We start from the raw sequence: 19,350 nt of genomic DNA, 5'->3' as shown, positions 1-19,350 counted from the left end.
CTGTAATATTTGAATTGTTCATTTTTTTCACTGCCTTTGATTAAGGTGGGAGATACCAAAATAAATATTATCATTCAAAAGATTTTTTTTATATCTAATTAATGATACCATCGACGAATATTTTCACAAATAAGGTTTTAAAATTCACATCTTTATTTACAAGCTCCCTTCCTGCCTGCGCTCTTCTTCAAGCTCACCTTTAAAACCAACCTTTATCATGGAGGTATAATATGGATAAAAACATACCATACAAAGAGACTAAAGACCGTATAATCAGGATTCAACTCATTAATGGATCTCAGGTCAACGGACAGATCAATCTCAATAGAGATCCACCATATGACAGATTGAGTGACCTTGTTGCGAGTGGGAGAGAGCCATTTTTGGTTTTATCAAATGCAACCATTCATCAATCTGATTTGGATAATCCTGTTAAATATAAAACTCTTTTTGTGAATACAAATCATATCATTTGGGCGTCGCCTGAGGAGGATCAGAAGTAAGGAAGATGTTGACCACAGGGCTGGCCCTTAAAGCCAAGAGAATCCGGAATCAGGGATGAAAGCCAATTCTCTATACCCTGTGGCTGTAAAAGATTAATAATTCTGATAAAAAATGTCAAAAGCTTTTTATATTTCTCCATAAAAAAAAGTCGATTTAAAGCCCTCCTTTATTATTCTCTGAGTTTTAATTCCATATGAGCTAAGGATAGCATCCCCCGCCATTCTCCATATTCAACTCTTTAAAAATATACATCACATCCTGGTAGATACAGGGAAAATATTTTTCAGGATTTAAACTGTTGGAAAGTGTATCTCCAATAAAAGTTATTTTGTTAGATCGCTTCTAAATAAATTATATTTTCGCTAAAATTGATTTTTTGAAATTTCTTTACAGGTATCTGAAATATTGATAAAGCATTCTTAATCCAGATTTTTAACTTATCTGGTCGGAGATCATTCAAAGTTACATGATAAACGGAACAACACATTTACTGGTTATGTGAAATAAGGAAAGCAACAAGAGTGCAGTGGACGGTGTACTTAAACTTGTTTGGTCTAACATTAGAAATCGTGGCTGCATTTATATTAGCTATTGAGTCTATAGGGCTGGATAGAGTGAGCAGGTGGGCGGGAATAATAACGGCTTTGAGGCACAAGAGCTTCGAGTTTGAAAAAGATCACCCCCCCAAGCCTATTAGTATTGAGGGCATTGTTGCGACGTTGCCAAGCGGAGCAACTGCGTTTGCAGTTGCATCGTTTTTTTATTTTAAATTAGAAGAAGTAAATGAAGCTATTAATGGTTGGTGGGTAATTCCACTGTGTGCTCTGGTTGGTGGTCTTACAGCAGGACTCCTTAGTTTAGTCGTTGCTGAATTAACAGTGAGAGTTTTTAAATATTCGGCAATTGGATTGTTAAAATTGGAGTTAAGTACCAGAGAGGGAAAATCCGGAGTGATCGGGTTTTTGGTGTTGTTGATAGGCTTTTTATTGCAGTTTGCTGCTAATGTTGCACAACTCCAATTGCCATCACAGTAATTGCTGACTTCGTCCAGCCCCACATTAAACTTTATTTCTTGTCAACCTTAATAAACGGCCTTCCCCTCAGTGTTTTTTATAATATATAAAAATCATGCCACTGTTTGCACTCAAGATTAAGTATCCAATTCATTACCTTAACCGGGCTTCAAAGTATCATGAATACTGTTTTAAGCATAAGCATTTTGGACGGAAAAAACTCCAATTTTAAAATTGGAAAATTCAAATGCCGAGGGCGACTATATTGTCTATGATTGAGGTATTGAGGGGTTAAGCCCTTTATTCAAGGGGTGTTCGATACTTTTGATAAAACTCAGTATAATTTTTCTGTATACCGGCACTCTGTCCTTCCATAGTTGGAACAACCAAGGAACTTGCCATATTTACCATTTCGTTCAACCATGATCCCATCCGAACAATTTTTGCAAGCTTTGGCTGTATGATCGCATTCCGGATTTTTACAGTGATAAGATGAACCCTCTTTAACCATGGGAGCTTTATTACAAGCGTTACATGTAATGGGCTTATAGTTACAAAAAGGATAATTACCACAGCCAAAGAAAAATTGTCCATCAGGCATAACACGCATGGTAATTTTCCCTGTTTTACAAACGGGGCAACTACCATAGTCAGGTGGCGATGACTCAGCCCCTTTTGTTAAAAACTCATCAAAGTGGTATTTGGTTTTATTCTCAATAATTTCTTTTATGAAAGCCGACTGAGCATCAACGTCATACAAAACAAAAGTGTGATTCTTGGTCCTCGTAAGCGCCACATAGAAGAGCCTTCGCTCTTCAGCATATTTATAAGGTTCTTCTGGCGGTAAAACCAATTTTAATAAAGGATCATCATTTATCCTCGATGGGAACCCATACTTAGCATCGTTGACATCCAGCACAATGACGAAATCGGCTTCCTTGCCCTTACTCCCATGGACCGTATCAAATTGAATTGTATATTCTATATACTGAGTTTTAAGGGTTTCAAAATGATCTGGTTTTGTAAATCCATACCGGCCAAGGATATACACGGTTGCCGGATCGGGATGCATCCTCCGTATCTGCTCCAGGCATTGTTGTACGGCTTTGCTTTTATCCTGGTAATACCCCACCAGCGTAATTCCATTTCCGGAAATATTTTTATAGGCAGTTATGGCTTTTTTGAGCTGTGCCGGGTTTTCTGTGATAAACGTTTTTGAAAAGGCATTGATTTTATCATTGAACCGGAACGTTTTATCCAACAGGACCTTTTCCGTGTGGCCAAAATGCTTTTCGAACTTTCCAGTGTAATTGATATCAGATCCACTGAACCGATAGATGCTCTGCCAGTCATCGCCTACACATGCCAAAACCGTATCATCCCCATGATCGACAAGAGATTTTACCAAATCTGCTCGAATGGCAGATATATCCTGAAACTCATCTACAAGAATGAATTTAAAACTGTGTTTATATTCCCCTGACCGAACACAATCGGTTGCTTTCCGGATCATGTCACTGAAATCCACACTATTTGTGCGATTAAGTTCCGCAGTATATTCATCCAGAATAGGCTCAAAGATATCTAAGAAAGCGTGACAACGGATTTTTTCTTTGTGTTGGTTGGCTTTTTCTCTTACCGTTTCAAGTGTGTATCCGGACTGCTTGTACAGATCCAAAAAATTGACAATGAGCTTGGTGAGCTGAGTGGCTTTCTTCTCTTCTCCTATCTTATGCAATAATGCCAGAATATCTTCAAATGACATAGGGGAGAACTGAACCCCTTTATTCTCAAGTTTTGTGTGTAGCAGGTCCGTGAGCGTACCTTCCTGCATTTCATAGCTGTAGGTTTCAACAAGAGAGGTCCCTTTTTCTCTGTGAAGGTCCCTTTTCCAGTCTATGCTCTGTTGATAAACAAATTCATCAACAAATGGTGCTGTTTTCCCGTTTCTGTTAATCCCAAAATGCTCAATATAAATGTCATATTCCGGCAGATAGAAATCAGGTTGGTACTGAGTCTTATCTGCGGATGCAGTATCATATTTATAAGGAGCTTCATATTGGTATTCGATGCCATTCACGAACAGAAAATCAGCAATAACAACTTCTTCAAAACTTTTCAATTGCTCCTGTTTTAGAGAAACTCTCCCAGTTCTCTTTTCTTCCCATTGGAGTCTCGATTTAAGGGACCGGATGTCTCCCTCTTTCAGGGCAGCGAAATACTCTCCTTGTTCCGTATAATCAAATTCACTTTTATGGGGAATCAAATGGGTGATAAAATAATCTATGATCCGTTGATTGTATGCAAAATCTCTCTGTGTCAGTTCCGTAATTATGCGGTTGATTAAAGCATCGAATTCAGAGGCATCTTCCTGAAGTTTGCTGACCCTTGGCTTTTTACCGGTTGCATTACCGATGATGTCCAGCCCTAATTTATGAAATGTACTGGTTTTAACGCCTTCAATGTTTGGCAGCTTTTCCTTGATCCTCTCATTGGTTTCCTTGCTTGCCTTTCTACCATATGCCAAGATCAGGGTTTCATGCGGTTGGGCCAGGCCAGATTGAATAAGGTAGCCTGTCTTTGCGATTATTACCGATGTTTTCCCGGAACCAGCCCCGGCCAACACAAGATTGTTATCTTCATTGACAACACATGCCATCCGCTGGTTTTCTGTCAGCGGGTTGTTTTCTACTGTATCAAAATAGTTTCTATACTTTTGGAGTTCTTGAGTTATGAACTTCTGATTTTGACCCTCCCGAAGGGAGTGGGCTTCGGAGACCAGATAAAGGTATTTTTTAACTCTTTTACTCTCGTCATCTGGGAGACTTTGCAACGCAAATTCATTATTAAGCTTTTGATAGATATCTGCACTTTTTCGTTTCCAGCTTTCAATTGTGCTGTGTCTGACGTATTTCCCATTAAAACTGGTCTTAAAAGCATGATAGCTTTCAGGGATTAGTCTGCAATATGGTAAAAGCTCCTGTCGATGGAAATCTTGAATGCCGTTGGTGATTGAATCAAAAATCGATTGGGCATCTCCATTCTTTATGCCAGAAACTTTGAATTTACCGTTTGTAGAAGAGGGGAAAACAATGTCAGTCCAGAAAAAGCCTTTGTCCATCTTTGGCCTGGCCGTTACATTTGTGTAATTCACGGTATCTGATTCAGATTGAACCGAGTATTCAACAATTTTAGCTTTATGATTCCATTGGAATGTAAAGAGACGGTAGAACCAGCTAATAGGGATATCAATCATATTTTACCTTAGAATCTGAGAATATAATAAAAATGAAAGAACGAATGAAAAAGGAAGTGTATCCCGCTATCATGGATATTGCCAGCACAATCTTGAGTTTCAGGTTCGAATCAATATCCGTATTGATCTTTATCCCGAACCAATTTCGGTGGTGGATATTCCTGCAGTCTTTTCCATAGGGCCTTAATAATTATCCCGGAAGTATCATCGACATGAAGATTTGGATTTCCAGAAGATCTTTTACAATCCTCAAGCAATTTAGAGTCTTCATTCCACAGACCGAATTCATTTCGGATACCAACACCAAGACCCAAATGGAAATTGATTAAACCGTTTTCACTGGAATTCTGGATCTGATTCTTGGATTCAAAGGGAAGATCCGACAATAATCTGTTCACGGCTTCTGCTATGGTCGTGGGTTTATTTTTATTGTCATCCATTTAGCACCTCAATCCATTTCATCACTTTTCAAAACAGTACAGGTTTCAGATCGCTGGTCAAAAACGATAACAGCTATTCCAGATTTAAGCTGGGCAAGAGCCTGGGCAATTTTTGTTTCCAGGGGTATTTCAACTTTTCCATAGTCAGTGCCACCTCTGGTGACAAATTCTTCGATAACACCATGCAGTGCTTCTGGACTTAATTGGTCGTATGGAACTTTAAGGGCTGTCATTTTAAAAGGGATACTAAATTCGATCTTTTAACCAGTTAATAATAGGTTCAAGAGGTGCTTTATCTCCCTGAAAAAGAATCTCCATTTCGTCAGTATAAAAAATACGGTATTGAGATTTTTTAATGTTGACTTGAAGCAGAACTATTTCCAAACAATCAAATTGTCCTAATATTTCTTGAAGTCTACGTTTTTGTGTTTCCCCTGGTGTGTTGAAATTATTCAGAGACCCTTTATACTCGATTATAAAAGGAATTTCATTTTTAAAGCCCAAGAAATCAAACGCTGATCCTTTAAAATCTGGACCTTTTTCAACTTTTTCAAAACCTTCGTATTTTTCGAGTATGTATGGTACGAGGAATTCTGTTTGGCGCTCAATTTCTAAATTTCCCATATTTTTATGAAGGTTTTCAAATTTGTCATGAAATTTGGAACTGTCAAAATCTTTAGGAGTTGGTCTTTTTGTATTCATGTGCATCCTTAAAAATTTATTGGTTAATCCGATCCCGCAAAATCCCAGCACATTTAAACGTAACAGTTCTCCTCCCATCCAACATCATTTCCCGACCAGTAGCCGGATTCCTTCCCTTCCGTGGTGCTTTGTCATTGACCTGGAATTTACCAAATCCTGATATCATAACATCTTCTCCGGATGCCAAGGTAGATTTCATGATTTCAAGGAGAATTTCAATTGTGTCTTTTGCCTGGGGAGGCGACTGATTAATTTCTTCTGAGACTTTTTCAATAATTGTTTGTTTAGTTAGTGCTGACAAGGGGTGGTGCTCCTATTTCGGGTTGAGATCTGGTGATTAATGATCTATTGTGGCAATTTATCAAAATCCATGTCCAAATATTTTTTAATTATTTCAATATGGCCTTTTGAAGAAAATTTAACAAAATCAGTCAAAGCGTTTTCCATTATTTCATCTGCCGCAGTCCCCAATTCATGTTTGATGACTTCTCCAACTGTTTTGAACAGATGACCAGCATGATATTCCCAAGGCATAATAGCGGATGCTCCTGGTTTAATTTTTTTTTTATAAACCAAATTGAGCAGTTTAAAGAAAGTGATCTCTGCATCTTTGAAAACGAAATCACAGAGTTCTTCCCCATTGGTTTGAGTTGAATTAACCTTTATTTCAAGAGCTGGGTTAAAGCCTTTAACAAGAGCTGTATCAACTTCTTTACAAAAATATTTTCCATATTCTAAAAGGTTATTTTCCTTCCAGACAGCGTACCATGGACATTTGAAAATATTTAAACGGGCGTCAGGTTTTTTTTCGATCAGTTTAAAATCCATCTCACCTTTTGGTAATTCCCATTCTCCATAGGCAAAATAATTAGCAACGGATAAATCATGGCCATTATTCCTGGCTCGAAGTGCCATCCTTTTACCACGTTGCTGGCCATATTTTTTAACAGCCTTACGTATTAATTTTCCACCATTTTCTTCACCGATTTTGTTAATGACTACCTTTGAAATGCTTGTAAAAAGTAGAGCATGATGTTGTGCTGTAAATATATTATCACCATTGGTTCGTGACATTTTATGTCCTATTTTAAAGATCATTTTGCTCTTATAATTATCAGATTGTCACCAAAGTTTATGCTTCTTTCAGTATTTTCAAAGACATTTTTTCAATGAGATTCTTAACTTTTTCTTTATAAGCAAGCATATGTGGTGCTGATATGTGTGCCTGCAAATCATCCAAATCATCCCACTTCTCTATAATTGTAACAATATTACTATTCAATTCCTGAGGGGGTAATCCTGTCGGTACGTCAACCGTTGGCACATACTCTATACATCCTTTCTCTTCAATAACATTGGGAACATTAGATTTGAAAATTTCAATAAATTCTGATAACTGACCTTCTTTGATTTGTATTGATGCAATCACATTTATCATTTTATAATTTCCTTATTCCTGTTGAGGTTTACATGTTCCGCAAGGCTTATAACCTTCCTGAATTGCTTCTTCATTGGTGTTAAAAGCAGCAGTGCATTTTTTGCTTTTTGCAAATTTACAATCAAAATTATGAAAAACAAGAGTGCCTGTATTGCCCAATAATTTTGGAGTGTCATCAGGAAAGGTACCCGGAATGTTTTTTTCAATATCATTTTCAAAAGACTTCGTTTCTACCGATTCCGTTTTCTCTGACTTGGTTTCTACAATTTTGACTTCGTTGATCTCCGTTTCAATTGGTTCTGCTTGTTTTGGTTCGACCGTTGAAGACACCGTTTCGAGAGGTACAGTTGGTGAAGGCGTGTCTGTAATGCCGGGATTATTACAGCAGGTTGTTACACCAGTGTCTTTTGCTGACTCATGCTTAAGATAAATTGTCAGGCATCCAGCTATTAATAGTATTAAAGATATTACAATGGCCATAAGATTAAAAAAGGCTGAGAAGAATGCTGAAAAACAGAATAATCCGAGGATAACTGCTATCGATCCACCAATGATTTTTTTCATCCACCAATTCCTTTAATTTGAAAATCCTAATAACATTATGAAATATGAATAATTGTTTTCATTGTATGTATTGTTATTTGTGGAATGTTGTCAAGGACTTGGATTTGGGAGTCCACCGATGCTCCTATTTTTTTTGAAATCTGCCTGTTATTAAAGATGCTTTTTAAGATTTTTGCTGGGGCAAGGATTGGAAAAGTTAAGACAGCAGGCAGTAAGCCCGACAGGGGTCATAACAGGGATCTCAAACGGAATTATCGATTGGGCTTAGTCCTTTGATTTTGACAGTCTATATGGTATTGATAAACCCAAGGGAGAAAAAGAAACGATAGGAATCAATTTTCAAGAAATCCTTATTAAAAAGGAATAAACATGCTATTTAAACCGCTTAAAAAAGGGGATACCATAGCGTTTTTTTCACCCTCTTCTCCAGGCACAGTTACAGCCCCGAAAAGATTTGAAAGGGCAAAGACATTTCTTGAAAGCAAAGGATTCAAACTTTTACCGGGAAACTTGACCGGCAAAAAGGATGGGTATCGGTCAGGTAATGCCAAGCAAAGAGCAAATGAGCTCAATGAACTGATTTCTAATCCCAATGTTGACTGCATCATTTCCACCATTGGCGGGATTAATTCAAATTCGTTGATACCTTATATCGATTATAATGCATTTAAACAAAATCCCAAGATCATCATTGGTCATTCTGATGTTACCTCAATTTTGCTGGCACTTTACGCTAAAACCGGCATTACAACATTTTATGGCCCAGCTCTGATCCACTCCTTTGGAGAATTCTCCCCTTTTCTGGACATGACCTGGGCCTATTTTGAGGATATGCTTTTAAAAAGCTATTCTCTTCCATACACCTATACAATGCCGGATTATTGGACTGATGATTTTATAAACTGGGCGGAAAAAACAAAGGATAAGACCTGTAACACAAATAAATGGTTAACCATAAATAAAGGGCAGGCAGAAGGAAGGATCTTGGGCGGAACATTGAATGCCATGAGTACAATCCTGGGCACTGAATATATGCCTCCTGTAGATAAAAACACCATTTTATTTATTGAGGATACAACAAAAACAGCGGCCTATGTGGAACGGTTATTCTCCCTTTTAAAAGCTCATAATTATTTTGAAAATATCGGCGGGATAATTTTGGGTAAGCATGAACAATATGATGACCAGAAAACAGGTAAAAGGCCTCATGACCTTTTGATGGAAATTGCAGGAGAAATAGATATACCGATTCTTGGAGAATTTGACTGTTGCCACACCCACCCCTGTTTTACAGTGCCCTTGGGCAAAAGAATCAGGCTTGATGCAACGGAAAAAACTATAAGTATTTTGGAACCATGGATTGAATGATAAATTGAATATGATTATTAACAAAATATGGAATGAAATTTTATGAAAACATACAGAAAAGAACTATGGTTTGAGATTCCAACAAGAAGGGCATTCATCAATATCACACCTGATATTCAAGAGTGCATTAATAAAAGCGGTATAACTGAAGGACTTGTACTTATAAACGCAATGCATATCACAGCCTCTGTATTTATTAATGATGATGAATCAGGACTGCACCATGATTATGATCTATGGCTTGAAAAATTAGCGCCTCATGCTCCAGTTTCTCAATACAAACATAACGTTGGAGAAGACAATGCAGATGCCCATATGAAACGACAGATCATGGGTAGAGAAAGTGTTGTTGCAATCACGGAAGGAAAGCTTGATTTCGGTACATGGGAACAGATTTTTTATGGTGAATTTGACGGAAGAAGAAAAAAGCGTGTTCTTGTTAAAATAATTGGAGAATAAAATCTTTTTTTGTCATTCCTCATCCGGAATGTGTCAATAGAAATGAGACACCATTTATAATAAATCAAGCTCTAATCTCATCAGTTTTTTCTTGTTTCGGATTTAATCCTATAAATGAAGAAGAAGGGTAGGGAACAAAAAAGATGATTTTTAATGGCAAAAATGATGGTCGCCACCTCTGAATCCCTTGATATTATTGAACAGCAACGAGTTCAACTCTTACCACCAAAAATGGCTACAACGGTCATACATTTTAAGTTGTAGGTCTTGCGCTTCTATTCCAAAATCAAGAAAATTAGCACCTTGATGGAAAATCGGATAAATCAAAACGCCCTTACGGGGTGCATACTCAGGCATATGCTGCTGGAAGCAATCGGGGGTTATTAAGCCAGCGTACCGCTGTAAACAATAATTGCCTGGAAACCTCTATTGACAAGCGGATACGGATGAATAAAAAAAATCTGTTACCCTGTGGAAAAAGTGGGCAACTATATTTTATAAAGAATCCAAGAGGCTGCTGGGGATGTCATATAGTGCCGGAAAAGGATGTACCAGAGGTGTACCAGAGTCACAATAAACAACAAGGCTCTTAACGAATATCGTTAAGAGCCTTGTAATTAATGGTGGGCCGTCAGGGAGTCGAACCCGGGACCTACTGATTAAGAGTCAGTTGCTCTACCAGTTGAGCTAACGGCCCATTAATTTAACGTCGCGAAAATAGCAGTGATCCATCAGGATGTCAATGTTTTTTTGTCTTTTTCTGCTTGGGTCAATAAACCAGTTGACCCTTTAAAGACAGGTCTGGTATATTCAATACTTTTAGGGAATCATATCAGAATACAAATATAGAAGGAAAAATCATATGGAAACGTCTAAATCAAATGCACTGTATAATGCGGCTAAAAAACTTATTCCAGGAGGGGTGAACTCTCCTGTCCGGGCCTGCGGCTCTGTGGGCGGAAAACCTGTTTTTATTGAGCGAGGAGACAAAAGCCACATCTATGATGTGGATGGAAATACCTATATTGATTATGTTCTTTCCTATGGACCGCTGATTTTAGGGCACAGGCCGCCCCAGGTCATCAAGGCCCTTGAAAGGGTGCTTGCTATCGGGACCAGCTTTGGCGCCCCCACTGCCCTTGAAACCGAATTGGCCCAATTGGTGGTCGATATGGTTCCTTCTGTGGATATGATCCGCATGGTCAATTCCGGCACGGAAGCCACCATGAGCGCCATTCGTCTGGCCCGGGGGTATACGGGCCGGGATATTATTATCAAGTTTGACGGATGTTATCACGGCCATGCCGACACCTTGCTGGTAACGGCCGGATCCGGGGTGGCAACCCTTGGTATTCCGGGAAGCCCGGGAATACCCGCAGCGGTTGTTTCAAACACCTTGTCATTGCCCTACAATGACATTGAGGGGTTTGAACGACTCATGGCTCAAAAGGGAGACCAGGTAGCAGGGGTCATTGTTGAAGCCGTTGCCGGCAACATGGGCATGGTGCAACCCAAGGAAGGATTCCTTGAAAGCCTGAGGAAGATGACAACCAAGCATGGATCTGTATTGATCTTTGATGAGGTGATGACTGGATTCCGGGTTGCCCAAGGGTCTGCTCAGGGATATTTTAAAATCACACCGGATCTTTCCTGTTTTGGCAAGATCATTGGGGGGGGGCTGCCCGTGGGCGCTTACGGGGGAAAACGAGTGATCATGGATCAGATAGCACCGGTGGGTTCTGTCTACCAGGCAGGCACCCTGTCCGGGAACCCTCTGGCCATGGCTGCCGGCATTGCAACCTTGACGGTTCTTAAGGATGATGCCGTGTATGCTGAACTGGATCAAAAAACCCATCGCTTGATCAAAGGATTACAGGGGGCAGCAGATGATGCCAAAATTCCAATGAAGACAGGACACATTGGATCCATGGCAGGTTTTTTCTTCACCGAAAGGGACGTCTATAATTTTGAAGATGCCAAGACCTCTGATTTAAACCGGTTTGCCTTATTTTATCAGGGGATGCTGAAACGTGGGATCTATCTTGCGCCTTCTCAGTTTGAGGCCTGCTTTGTTTCTTTAGCCCATACAAATGAGGATATTGATACCACCATTGAGGCGGCCCGAGCTGTCATGGCAGATCTTTAATGGAAGGGGTGATTAAAAAAATACACCTGATTGCCGCCTGCGGAACCGGAATGGGGACCCTTGCCTGCATATTAAAGGAAATGGGATACCAGGTAACCGGGTCAGACCAGAATGTTTATCCGCCCATGAGTGATTTTCTGGCTGAAAAAGGGATCAAACTTTTTTCAGGATTTGACCCCCAAAACCTGGCCCATGGTCCAGATCTTGTTATCATTGGCAATGCCGTTACCAGGGAAAATCTTGAAGCCAAAGCGGTGCTCGCTCAAAAGATTCCTTACCTGTCCATGCCCCAGGCCGTAAATCAGTTCATTGCCAAGGGAAAGAAGATTATTCTTGTCACCGGGACCCACGGCAAAACCACCACCTCATCCATCATGGCCCATTTGCTTGAAACTGCAGGGCTGTCCCCTTCTTTTTTGGTGGGGGGAATTTTACGGGATTTTAATTCCAGCTTTCAGATCGGCTCAGGCGATTACATGGTTATCGAAGGGGATGAATATGATACTGCCTTTTTTGATAAAGGCCCAAAGTTCATGCACTATGATCCCCATATCACCATCATGACAGGGGTGGAATTTGACCATGCTGATATTTTCAGGGACATTGACCATATCAAGGAAATATTTTCTACTTTTGTTCAAAAAATAGCGCCCACCAGCCATATCATTGCCTGCATGGAAGATGAAAACCTGAATCAAATACTTGAAGGCACAACAAAAGTTGAAACCTATGGGCAGGGCGGTGACTGGCAATTTTTTGACCATAGCCAACGATCCGGCAGAACCCAGGCCAGGATTCAGGGGCCGGACAGGCACTTTGATATTGAAACAGGGCTTGTGGGCCGGCATAATCTAATGAATACCCTTGCCTGTGTTGCGGTGGCAAGAAAATTAGGCATCCGAGATACCCTGGTGCAAAAAGCCCTTGCCACCTTTTCCGGGGTTAAGCGTCGCCAGGAAATCAGGGGGGTTAAGCGGGGCATCACTGTTATGGATGATTTTGCCCATCACCCGTCGGCTGTCAGGGAAACCCTGGCGGCAGTAAAACCTTTTTATAAAAATGGGCGGGTTATTGCTGTGTTTGAGCCCAGAACCAATACCAGCATGCGCCGTTTTTTCCAAGCGACATATCCCCAGGCCTTTATGGCGGCAGACAAGACCTTGATCTGCAACCCCTGTGTGAAAAAAAATATTCCCAAAGATCAACGGTTCTCCCCTGAGCAGTTGGTGGCTGATATCAACGGGATGGGGGGCGAGGCCTATCATTTTGAGACACCCGATAGCGTGCTTGACTATCTGGTCCCTCAATTGAGAAAAAATGACCTTGTCTTGATCATGTCAAATGGTGGCTTTGATAATATCCATGCCAAACTTCTTGCGAGGCTTGAGTGAAAGGCGCATGGATTCGCATTGTCGGTATTGGTATTTTTCACATGTTTTTATATATGTACTTGGTTCCCTTTGTGATTTACCCACGATATGGAAAAAATGGATTAGCATTTACCATTATTACCGCTGTGGTAATTTCCATAGCTGTTTTGGGAACCCTATGGATTGGTAATAAGAAAAACCGTAAAAGGAGATAAAGATGACTGAAATAGCAAAAGTTGAGTGGGACCCCAAGTACAGTGTGGATATAGAAGAAATCGATAACTTTCAAAAAAAAATGTTTGAAATGTTTAATGAACTTATTGATATGAAAAGCACAAACGCAGATGCCAAATCCTATGCGGGTTTGATTTCTGATATTAATGACTATGGCAAACTTTATTTTTCCAGGGAAGAAAGAATCCTAAAAAAAAAAGGATATCCTGATTTTGACAGTCATACCAAGGCCCATCGCCAATTCATCAGAAGTTCTATCAGCCTGAGAAGAGAGATAGCCGAAGATATTAATAACCTGACGATTGAGGCGATCGTGGAACTGAGAGATTGGCTCATTCACCATATTGAGACAACAGATTCCCTCTATATACCCTTCTTGAGAATTCACCAATACATCGATGATAAAAATAAGAAATAATTAAAGTTGTATATCAAAATTGACGATACCATAGTCATACTGCGGGTAAAAGAATAACCTTAAATCCTTTGGAAAACACTATGGTATTTGACTATAAAATAATACCGATTCAAAATGAAACTATCGATTCTCTTTCGGAGATACGTGGATTTTTAAGGCGAAAAAAAACCGTTACAAGAAAACAGAAAAAAAATCGACGTAAATCCAACTTAGACAGAAGAGAAGATGTACGGGATGGCGTTATCGTCAGTTTGTCCTCTAAAAATAATCGACGCAAGACCCGGGACCGGAGAAATGTATCCGGAGAAAGAAGACTATTTGGTTCTGGTGCCATCGTTGTTCTTTAATTGATCAAATTTTAGAAAAGTCATATTTGTATTGCCTTCATATGTTGTATTGAACCATATTTGTATTAAACATGGGGCCTAAGACAATTCTTTATTTTTCTGAAAAAGGCTGGTACAAAAGCCAAAGATTTACCTTCAGGAAACAAATATGATACGGCAATTAAAACTTGATATTAGCACCTTGCATGACCTTCAATTGGTTTCCCATCTGGATTATTATTTTGCAAAGACCATGGCCGCTGCATTCCATGAAACAAATCCACTGGTCCTTGTCTCCTGTGCCCTTGCTTCCCAGGCAGTCTCTGATGGGCATATTTGTATTGATCTTAAAAAAAAGGCAGGCACCCGTCTAAGGATTCCGGAACAAGAGGCTTGTATCCAGTTTCCTGCCTTTGAAGAATGGAAAAAAGCCTTAACCTGGGCTGCCATGGTCGGTCGAGACAAAGATTTGTGGGGGCAGGGGGAGCTTGACCCGGAAAATAAGTTTCCCCTGGTTCTTGATTCTGGTAACCTGTATCTGTCCCGGTATTATGATTTCCAGAAACGTCTGGTGCATAATTTGTGCTGCAGGGTGGGGGTACCCCCTGTGCAAATGGATCCAGGTTTTACTCGTATATACCTGGACCCCCTTTTTTCAGGGCAGACAACCGAACAGGTGGAAAAACAAAAAGAGGCCGTTGAAAAAGCAATGGCCCATAATTTCCTGGTGATTTCAGGCGGTCCGGGTACCGGAAAAACATATATCACCACTCTGATTAAGACCCTTCTGGATCGATATGCACAATCTTGTAAAACTTGTAAACCCAGAATCCTTGCTGTGGCCCCAACGGGAAAGGCGGCCTCAAAACTTGAGAATGGCCGGACCATTCATTCGGCATTAAGCCCGTTAAGGGGACAAAGCGGTTTTTTATATAATCAAGGGAACCCTTTGCCCGTTGATGTGGTGATAGTGGATGAGGCTTCCATGATCGATATCGCTTTAATGACAAGACTATTGGAAGCTATTCCCATTGAAGCAAAGGTGATTTTTCTGGGGGATAAAGACCAGTTGTCTCCGGTCCAGGCAGGTGCAGTCTTTGCGGACATCTGCCGGGTAAAAGGGCTTGAACACCATTTGGTTTTTCTGACCTATAATTTCAGGTCCAGAGGAAAAACAGGTATTGAGAACCTGGCCCGGGCCATTAACCACAATGATATCACTTCAATGGAAACCATTTTATCGGGGTCCCAATACCCGGATATCGAGTTTGAAGATACCCGAAAACAAGAGGGCCTTGATCAGATCCTGGAAAAACATATTATCAGGGGATACACCCCTTTGACCGAACAGGCAGACCTTTTAAACAGCCTGGAAAATCTGGATCGCTTCAGGATACTTTGCGCCCATAATATGGGGGAAACCGGAACATTACAAATTAATCATCTTTGTGAAAAGATGTTTCGGTCCCACCCTAATTTTGATATAAGGACCCAGTTTTTTAAAAAAATTGTGATGATCAGTGCAAATGATTATTCAAGGGGACTTTTTAATGGTGACACAGGAATTGTTTATGAGGAAGACAAGGTTATCAAGGCAGGATTTCAGGATTCCGGCGGTAATGTGCGTCAATACAGGTACCTGGATCTGTTGGCCCATGATACTGCCTTTGCTATAACAATCCATAAAAGCCAGGGATCGGAGTTTGATTCGGTTCTGATCATTATCCCTGAAAAATTATCCCCCATTGTTACACGGCAACTATTGTATACCGGGGTAACACGGGCAAGAAAAAAAGCGATTATTGTGGGGTCCCTTGATGTGATCAAAGAGGCCATGACCGTAAGCCCTGACCCTAATTCAACTGTTGCTGTTTTATTGGAACAACGACTTTGCCGTAACACATAAATGTTTAGTGGAAAAAAAATTTGAAAAAAAATGAAAGTATACCCCAGCAAATATGGCTGTTTTTTTGTTCAGTTAGATTAACCGTTTATACCCTGGTGCTCCTGGCAGGCACTTCCATCATCGGAACCGTAATTCTACAGAACGGTTCCCCAACGCAGTATGTAAATCTCTACGGGAATGGGTTTTACAACCTGATCAAGGTATTGAAACTTGACGATATGTACCAGGCTTGGTGGTTCCTTTTTCTGCTGCTGATCTTGTGTATTAATATTATTGTCTGTTCGATTGAAAGACTCTCGTTGACCTGGAAAATTATTTTTCCCAAGCGAATCACCTTTAACCCGGATCGGTTCAAAAAATTGAAAAACCGGGAGACCTTTACCTCTGAAAAAGGAGTTAATGCCCTGGCCGCGCAGTATCAGGCTATTTTATCTAAAAGGGTGGGCAAGGTTCTATACGAAAAAACCGAAAATGGCGGCGTCATGTATGCTGAACGAGGCCGCTGGAGTCGCCTGGGGGTCTATGTGGTCCATGCCAGTATAATTTTGCTGGTGGTCGGCGCATTGATCGGTGCTGTCTTCGGTTTTAAAGCAAATCTGCGGCTGGATGAAGGTGCCAAGATTGACACAATTTTTACCACCAAATCCAGAACACCCATTCAATTGCCCTTTTCTATCCAGTGCAACGAGTTTGAGGTTCGTTTCTATGACACGGGTGCCCCGGATGAGTTTCGGTCCAATCTGGCCATTATTGAAGAGGGAAAGGAAAGCTTTTCCAAGGATATCCGGGTAAACCAGCCCTTGAGATATAAAGGAATTAATATATTTCAGTCTTCCTATGGAACAGCAGCGCCGGACAGTGCGGTGTTTGAAATCGTGAACAATACCACCCAGGAGAGCCTCACCAAACGCCTTGCCGTTGGAGAGCAGCTAACGCTGCCCGGGGATGCCGGAATATTTGAATTCCAAGGGGTTCTGCCCAATTTTAAATTCAGGGAGCATAACCTGGGACAGGCCTTTTTTGGAAAAATAACCTTAACCGGCAAGGAGGGATTTCAGATACCCCTTCCCACCAAATTTCCCACCTTTGATAAAATGAGAAAGGGTCAGTTCTCCTTGGTTGTAAAAAAATTTGATCAACGTTATTATACAGGTCTTCAGGTCACAAAGGACCCAGGTGTCTGGTACGTATATGCCGGGTTTATCCTGATGATTCTGGGGTGCTGGATCACCTTTTTTGTCTCCCATCAATCCTATTTTATTGAAATCAAAACATCAGATCAGAACACAACTTGTGTCCTGGTTTCAGGGAAAGCCAACCGAAACAGCTATGGCATGACACTTAAAATTAAGAAATTAGTAACCCTATTAAAGGATAAATAACGCCCATGAACAGTTCTTTTCTATTATCAACCACCACATTTATTTATGCACTGGCTTCGGTGTTTTATATCGGATCCTTTTCATTTAAAAAACAAGTGCTGGCCCGTGCAGGGTTCTGGGTGATTGTCATCGGTTTTATCGCCAACACCGCCGGGATACTCCTGCGGTGGGTGGAGTCCTATCAGATGGGATACGGCCATGCTCCTTTTTCCAACATGTATGAATCCCTTGTCTTTTTCTCCTGGACCGTGGCAATCTTGTATATTTTTGTTGAATTAAAATACAAGGAAAGCATCATCGGTGTTTTTGTATCTCCCCTGATCTTTCTGGCCATTGCCTATGCCTCATTTGATCCCAATGTCAGCTCCAAGATCAGTCCCTTGATTCCAGCTCTTAAAAGCAATTGGCTCATTGCCCATGTCATCGCCTGTTTTCTAGGCTATGCCGGGTTTGCCCTGGCGTTCGGGTTCAGCTTTATTTATTTTGTCAAACCAAAGGATCCCAAAAGCACTTCCATCTTTTCCCGGCTGCCCTCCTGGGAAATGATTGATGAACTCACCTATCAGATGATCGTATTTGGATTTCTTTTTCTGACCATCGGTATTATCACGGGAGCTGTCTGGGCCAATTCCGCCTGGGGCAAATACTGGTCCTGGGATCCCAAGGAAACCTGGTCTTTAATCACCTGGTTTGTCTATGCCATTTTTTTGCACTTACGAATGATGCGCGGATGGAATGGCTCAAAACTGGCCATTGTTTCCATTGTCGGTTTTATAGCGGTTCTTTTTACCTATTTTGGGGTCAATTACCTGTTATCTGGTCTTCATAGTTATGGATAAAAAGGGATAAAAGGGTTTTAAAAAAAAGGGCATATCTTTCATCAAGATATGCCCTTTTTTTATGGGGGGGAGATCCTTGGCCTTTTGGCGTGTAAGAATGGGGGGATTCATTGGTTTATCCCTAATTTACCTTGACAAGGAAACAAGATATTTATATAGAATAACGCAAATTATGACATAAGGGACGTTATTGCGGATGAGCAAGGAATGCTGTCGGCAAAGCAAATAAGTCCAGGCCAAAGCCTGGACGAACTGGTTAAAGTAACATCAACATTTTAACATTGATGGAGTTTTCATGAGCAAAATAGAAAACAAAGATGAAAATGGTTCCATGGATGGTGCAGGGGAAGGCACTGGTGGTGACCCAAAAGATGACAAGGGCCTGGGGCTTGGCGTTATCTTTTTTATGGTGGCATTTCTGGTCTGTTTTTTGTCCGGCTGGCTGCTTTTTCCCAAGTTGCTTTATTCTAAAAGAGAGCAACCTTTTAACTTTGATCACGTGCTTCATACCCAAGAAGTTGGTGATTGTGAAACCTGTCACTTTTTGAGAGAAGATGGCACATTTTCCGGGATGCCCAGTCTTGAGTCCTGTATGGAATGCCATACAGACGAGCCCATGGGTGAAACAGAAGATGAAGCTATTTTTGCACAAGAGTATGTGGCAAAGGAAAAAGAGGTCCCCTGGTTTGTTTATTCAAAACAGCCCGATTGTGTCTTTTTCTCCCATGCAGCCCATATTACGGGTGACAAACCCATGGATTGTAAATCCTGCCATGGTCCCATTGGTGAATCTGCCACTTCAAAACCCTACGAAGAAAATAGAATCACAGGTTATAGTCGTGATATCTGGGGACAAAATATCTGGGGAATTAAAAAAAATTCCTGGGATCGGATGAAGATGGATGACTGCGCAGCGTGTCACAAAGAAGAAACAGGCCACCAGGGTTATTGTTTCCAGTGTCACAAATAAGCGGCCTACAATACA

The 19,350-nt window shown here is 40.7% G+C and carries 20 protein-coding genes and 1 tRNA gene; 12 read left to right on the top strand and 9 right to left on the bottom strand.

Annotation, left to right across the window (positions count from 1 at the left end; all coding sequences use genetic code 11):
- Positions 1-230 precede the first annotated feature (230 nt).
- Positions 231-503, top strand: coding sequence for a DUF6812 domain-containing protein (locus ACZ45G_RS13145; RefSeq protein WP_464178796.1), 273 nt, complete (start codon positions 231-233; stop codon positions 501-503).
- A 522-nt stretch (positions 504-1,025) separates the two neighbouring features.
- Positions 1,026-1,538: a hypothetical protein gene (locus ACZ45G_RS13140; RefSeq protein WP_464178794.1), complete on the top strand. Its 513-nt coding sequence runs from the start codon at positions 1,026-1,028 to the stop codon at positions 1,536-1,538.
- Between the two features lie 313 nt (positions 1,539-1,851).
- On the opposite strand, the gene ACZ45G_RS13135 is transcribed toward ACZ45G_RS13140, so the two are convergent.
- From ACZ45G_RS13135 to ACZ45G_RS13100, 8 genes are all read right to left on the bottom strand, one after another.
- On the bottom strand, positions 1,852-4,773 hold the full coding sequence (locus ACZ45G_RS13135) for a UvrD-helicase domain-containing protein (protein ID WP_464178792.1): 2,922 nt from the start codon (positions 4,771-4,773) through the stop codon (positions 1,852-1,854).
- A 110-nt stretch (positions 4,774-4,883) separates the two neighbouring features.
- Positions 4,884-5,213 carry a DUF6794 domain-containing protein gene (locus tag ACZ45G_RS13130; RefSeq protein WP_464178790.1) on the bottom strand — a complete coding sequence of 110 codons (330 nt, stop codon included), beginning with the start codon at positions 5,211-5,213 and terminating at the stop codon, positions 4,884-4,886.
- Between the two features lie 8 nt (positions 5,214-5,221).
- Positions 5,222-5,446, bottom strand: a complete 225-nt coding sequence (locus ACZ45G_RS13125; RefSeq protein WP_464178788.1) for a YheU family protein — start codon at positions 5,444-5,446, stop codon at positions 5,222-5,224.
- 13 nt (positions 5,447-5,459) lie between these two features.
- Complete coding sequence (locus ACZ45G_RS13120) at positions 5,460-5,915, bottom strand: hypothetical protein (RefSeq protein WP_464178786.1); 456 nt, start codon at positions 5,913-5,915, stop codon at positions 5,460-5,462.
- A gap of 16 nt (positions 5,916-5,931) precedes the next feature.
- Positions 5,932-6,216: an integration host factor subunit alpha gene (locus tag ACZ45G_RS13115; protein ID WP_464178784.1), complete on the bottom strand. Its 285-nt coding sequence runs from the start codon at positions 6,214-6,216 to the stop codon at positions 5,932-5,934.
- Between the two features lie 44 nt (positions 6,217-6,260).
- Positions 6,261-6,989 carry an L-2-amino-thiazoline-4-carboxylic acid hydrolase gene (locus ACZ45G_RS13110; RefSeq protein ID WP_464178782.1) on the bottom strand — a complete coding sequence of 243 codons (729 nt, stop codon included), beginning with the start codon at positions 6,987-6,989 and terminating at the stop codon, positions 6,261-6,263.
- 58 nt (positions 6,990-7,047) lie between these two features.
- Complete coding sequence (locus tag ACZ45G_RS13105; protein WP_464178780.1) at positions 7,048-7,353, bottom strand: putative quinol monooxygenase; 306 nt, start codon at positions 7,351-7,353, stop codon at positions 7,048-7,050.
- Positions 7,354-7,365: 12 nt separating this feature from the next.
- Positions 7,366-7,917: a hypothetical protein gene (locus ACZ45G_RS13100; RefSeq protein WP_464178778.1), complete on the bottom strand. Its 552-nt coding sequence runs from the start codon at positions 7,915-7,917 to the stop codon at positions 7,366-7,368.
- A gap of 369 nt (positions 7,918-8,286) precedes the next feature.
- Between ACZ45G_RS13100 and ACZ45G_RS13095 the strand changes: the two genes are divergently transcribed.
- Both ACZ45G_RS13095 and ACZ45G_RS13090 read left to right on the top strand, forming a co-directional pair.
- Positions 8,287-9,285: a S66 family peptidase gene (locus ACZ45G_RS13095; RefSeq protein ID WP_464178777.1), complete on the top strand. Its 999-nt coding sequence runs from the start codon at positions 8,287-8,289 to the stop codon at positions 9,283-9,285.
- A gap of 42 nt (positions 9,286-9,327) precedes the next feature.
- Positions 9,328-9,744: a secondary thiamine-phosphate synthase enzyme YjbQ gene (locus ACZ45G_RS13090; RefSeq protein WP_464178775.1), complete on the top strand. Its 417-nt coding sequence runs from the start codon at positions 9,328-9,330 to the stop codon at positions 9,742-9,744.
- Positions 9,745-10,365: 621 nt separating this feature from the next.
- On the opposite strand, the gene ACZ45G_RS13085 is transcribed toward ACZ45G_RS13090, so the two are convergent.
- Positions 10,366-10,441, bottom strand: a tRNA-Lys gene (locus tag ACZ45G_RS13085).
- A gap of 165 nt (positions 10,442-10,606) precedes the next feature.
- Here ACZ45G_RS13085 and hemL point away from each other — a divergent pair.
- The 8 genes from hemL (at position 10,607) to qrcA (ending at position 19,335) form a co-directional block, all read left to right on the top strand.
- Entirely contained in the window at positions 10,607-11,890 is a 1,284-nt protein-coding gene (gene hemL / locus ACZ45G_RS13080; RefSeq protein ID WP_464178773.1) for a glutamate-1-semialdehyde 2,1-aminomutase, read from the top strand.
- Positions 11,890-13,281, top strand: coding sequence for a UDP-N-acetylmuramate:L-alanyl-gamma-D-glutamyl-meso-diaminopimelate ligase (gene mpl / locus ACZ45G_RS13075; protein WP_464178770.1), 1,392 nt, complete (start codon positions 11,890-11,892; stop codon positions 13,279-13,281). Before hemL ends, mpl begins: the two co-directional genes overlap by 1 nt.
- A 196-nt stretch (positions 13,282-13,477) precedes the next feature.
- A complete protein-coding gene (locus ACZ45G_RS13070; protein ID WP_464178768.1) occupies positions 13,478-13,912 on the top strand; it encodes a bacteriohemerythrin in 435 nt (144 codons plus the stop codon).
- An 80-nt stretch (positions 13,913-13,992) separates the two neighbouring features.
- On the top strand, positions 13,993-14,259 hold the full coding sequence (locus ACZ45G_RS13065) for a hypothetical protein (RefSeq protein ID WP_464178765.1): 267 nt from the start codon (positions 13,993-13,995) through the stop codon (positions 14,257-14,259).
- Between the two features lie 148 nt (positions 14,260-14,407).
- Complete coding sequence (gene recD / locus ACZ45G_RS13060) at positions 14,408-16,144, top strand: exodeoxyribonuclease V subunit alpha (RefSeq protein ID WP_464178763.1); 1,737 nt, start codon at positions 14,408-14,410, stop codon at positions 16,142-16,144.
- 20 nt (positions 16,145-16,164) lie between these two features.
- Entirely contained in the window at positions 16,165-17,526 is a 1,362-nt protein-coding gene (gene resB, locus ACZ45G_RS13055; RefSeq protein WP_464178760.1) for a cytochrome c biogenesis protein ResB, read from the top strand.
- 5 nt (positions 17,527-17,531) lie between these two features.
- Positions 17,532-18,365 carry a c-type cytochrome biogenesis protein CcsB gene (gene ccsB / locus ACZ45G_RS13050; RefSeq protein ID WP_464178758.1) on the top strand — a complete coding sequence of 278 codons (834 nt, stop codon included), beginning with the start codon at positions 17,532-17,534 and terminating at the stop codon, positions 18,363-18,365.
- Between the two features lie 295 nt (positions 18,366-18,660).
- Entirely contained in the window at positions 18,661-19,335 is a 675-nt protein-coding gene (gene qrcA, locus ACZ45G_RS13045) for a menaquinone reductase multiheme cytochrome c subunit QrcA (protein ID WP_464178756.1), read from the top strand.
- Positions 19,336-19,350 lie beyond the last annotated feature (15 nt).

It is taken from the genome of Desulfoconvexum algidum (assembly GCF_055382125.1).
Note: the sequence above shows the minus strand (reverse complement) of the source record. Positions and strands in the feature narration are given on the sequence as shown.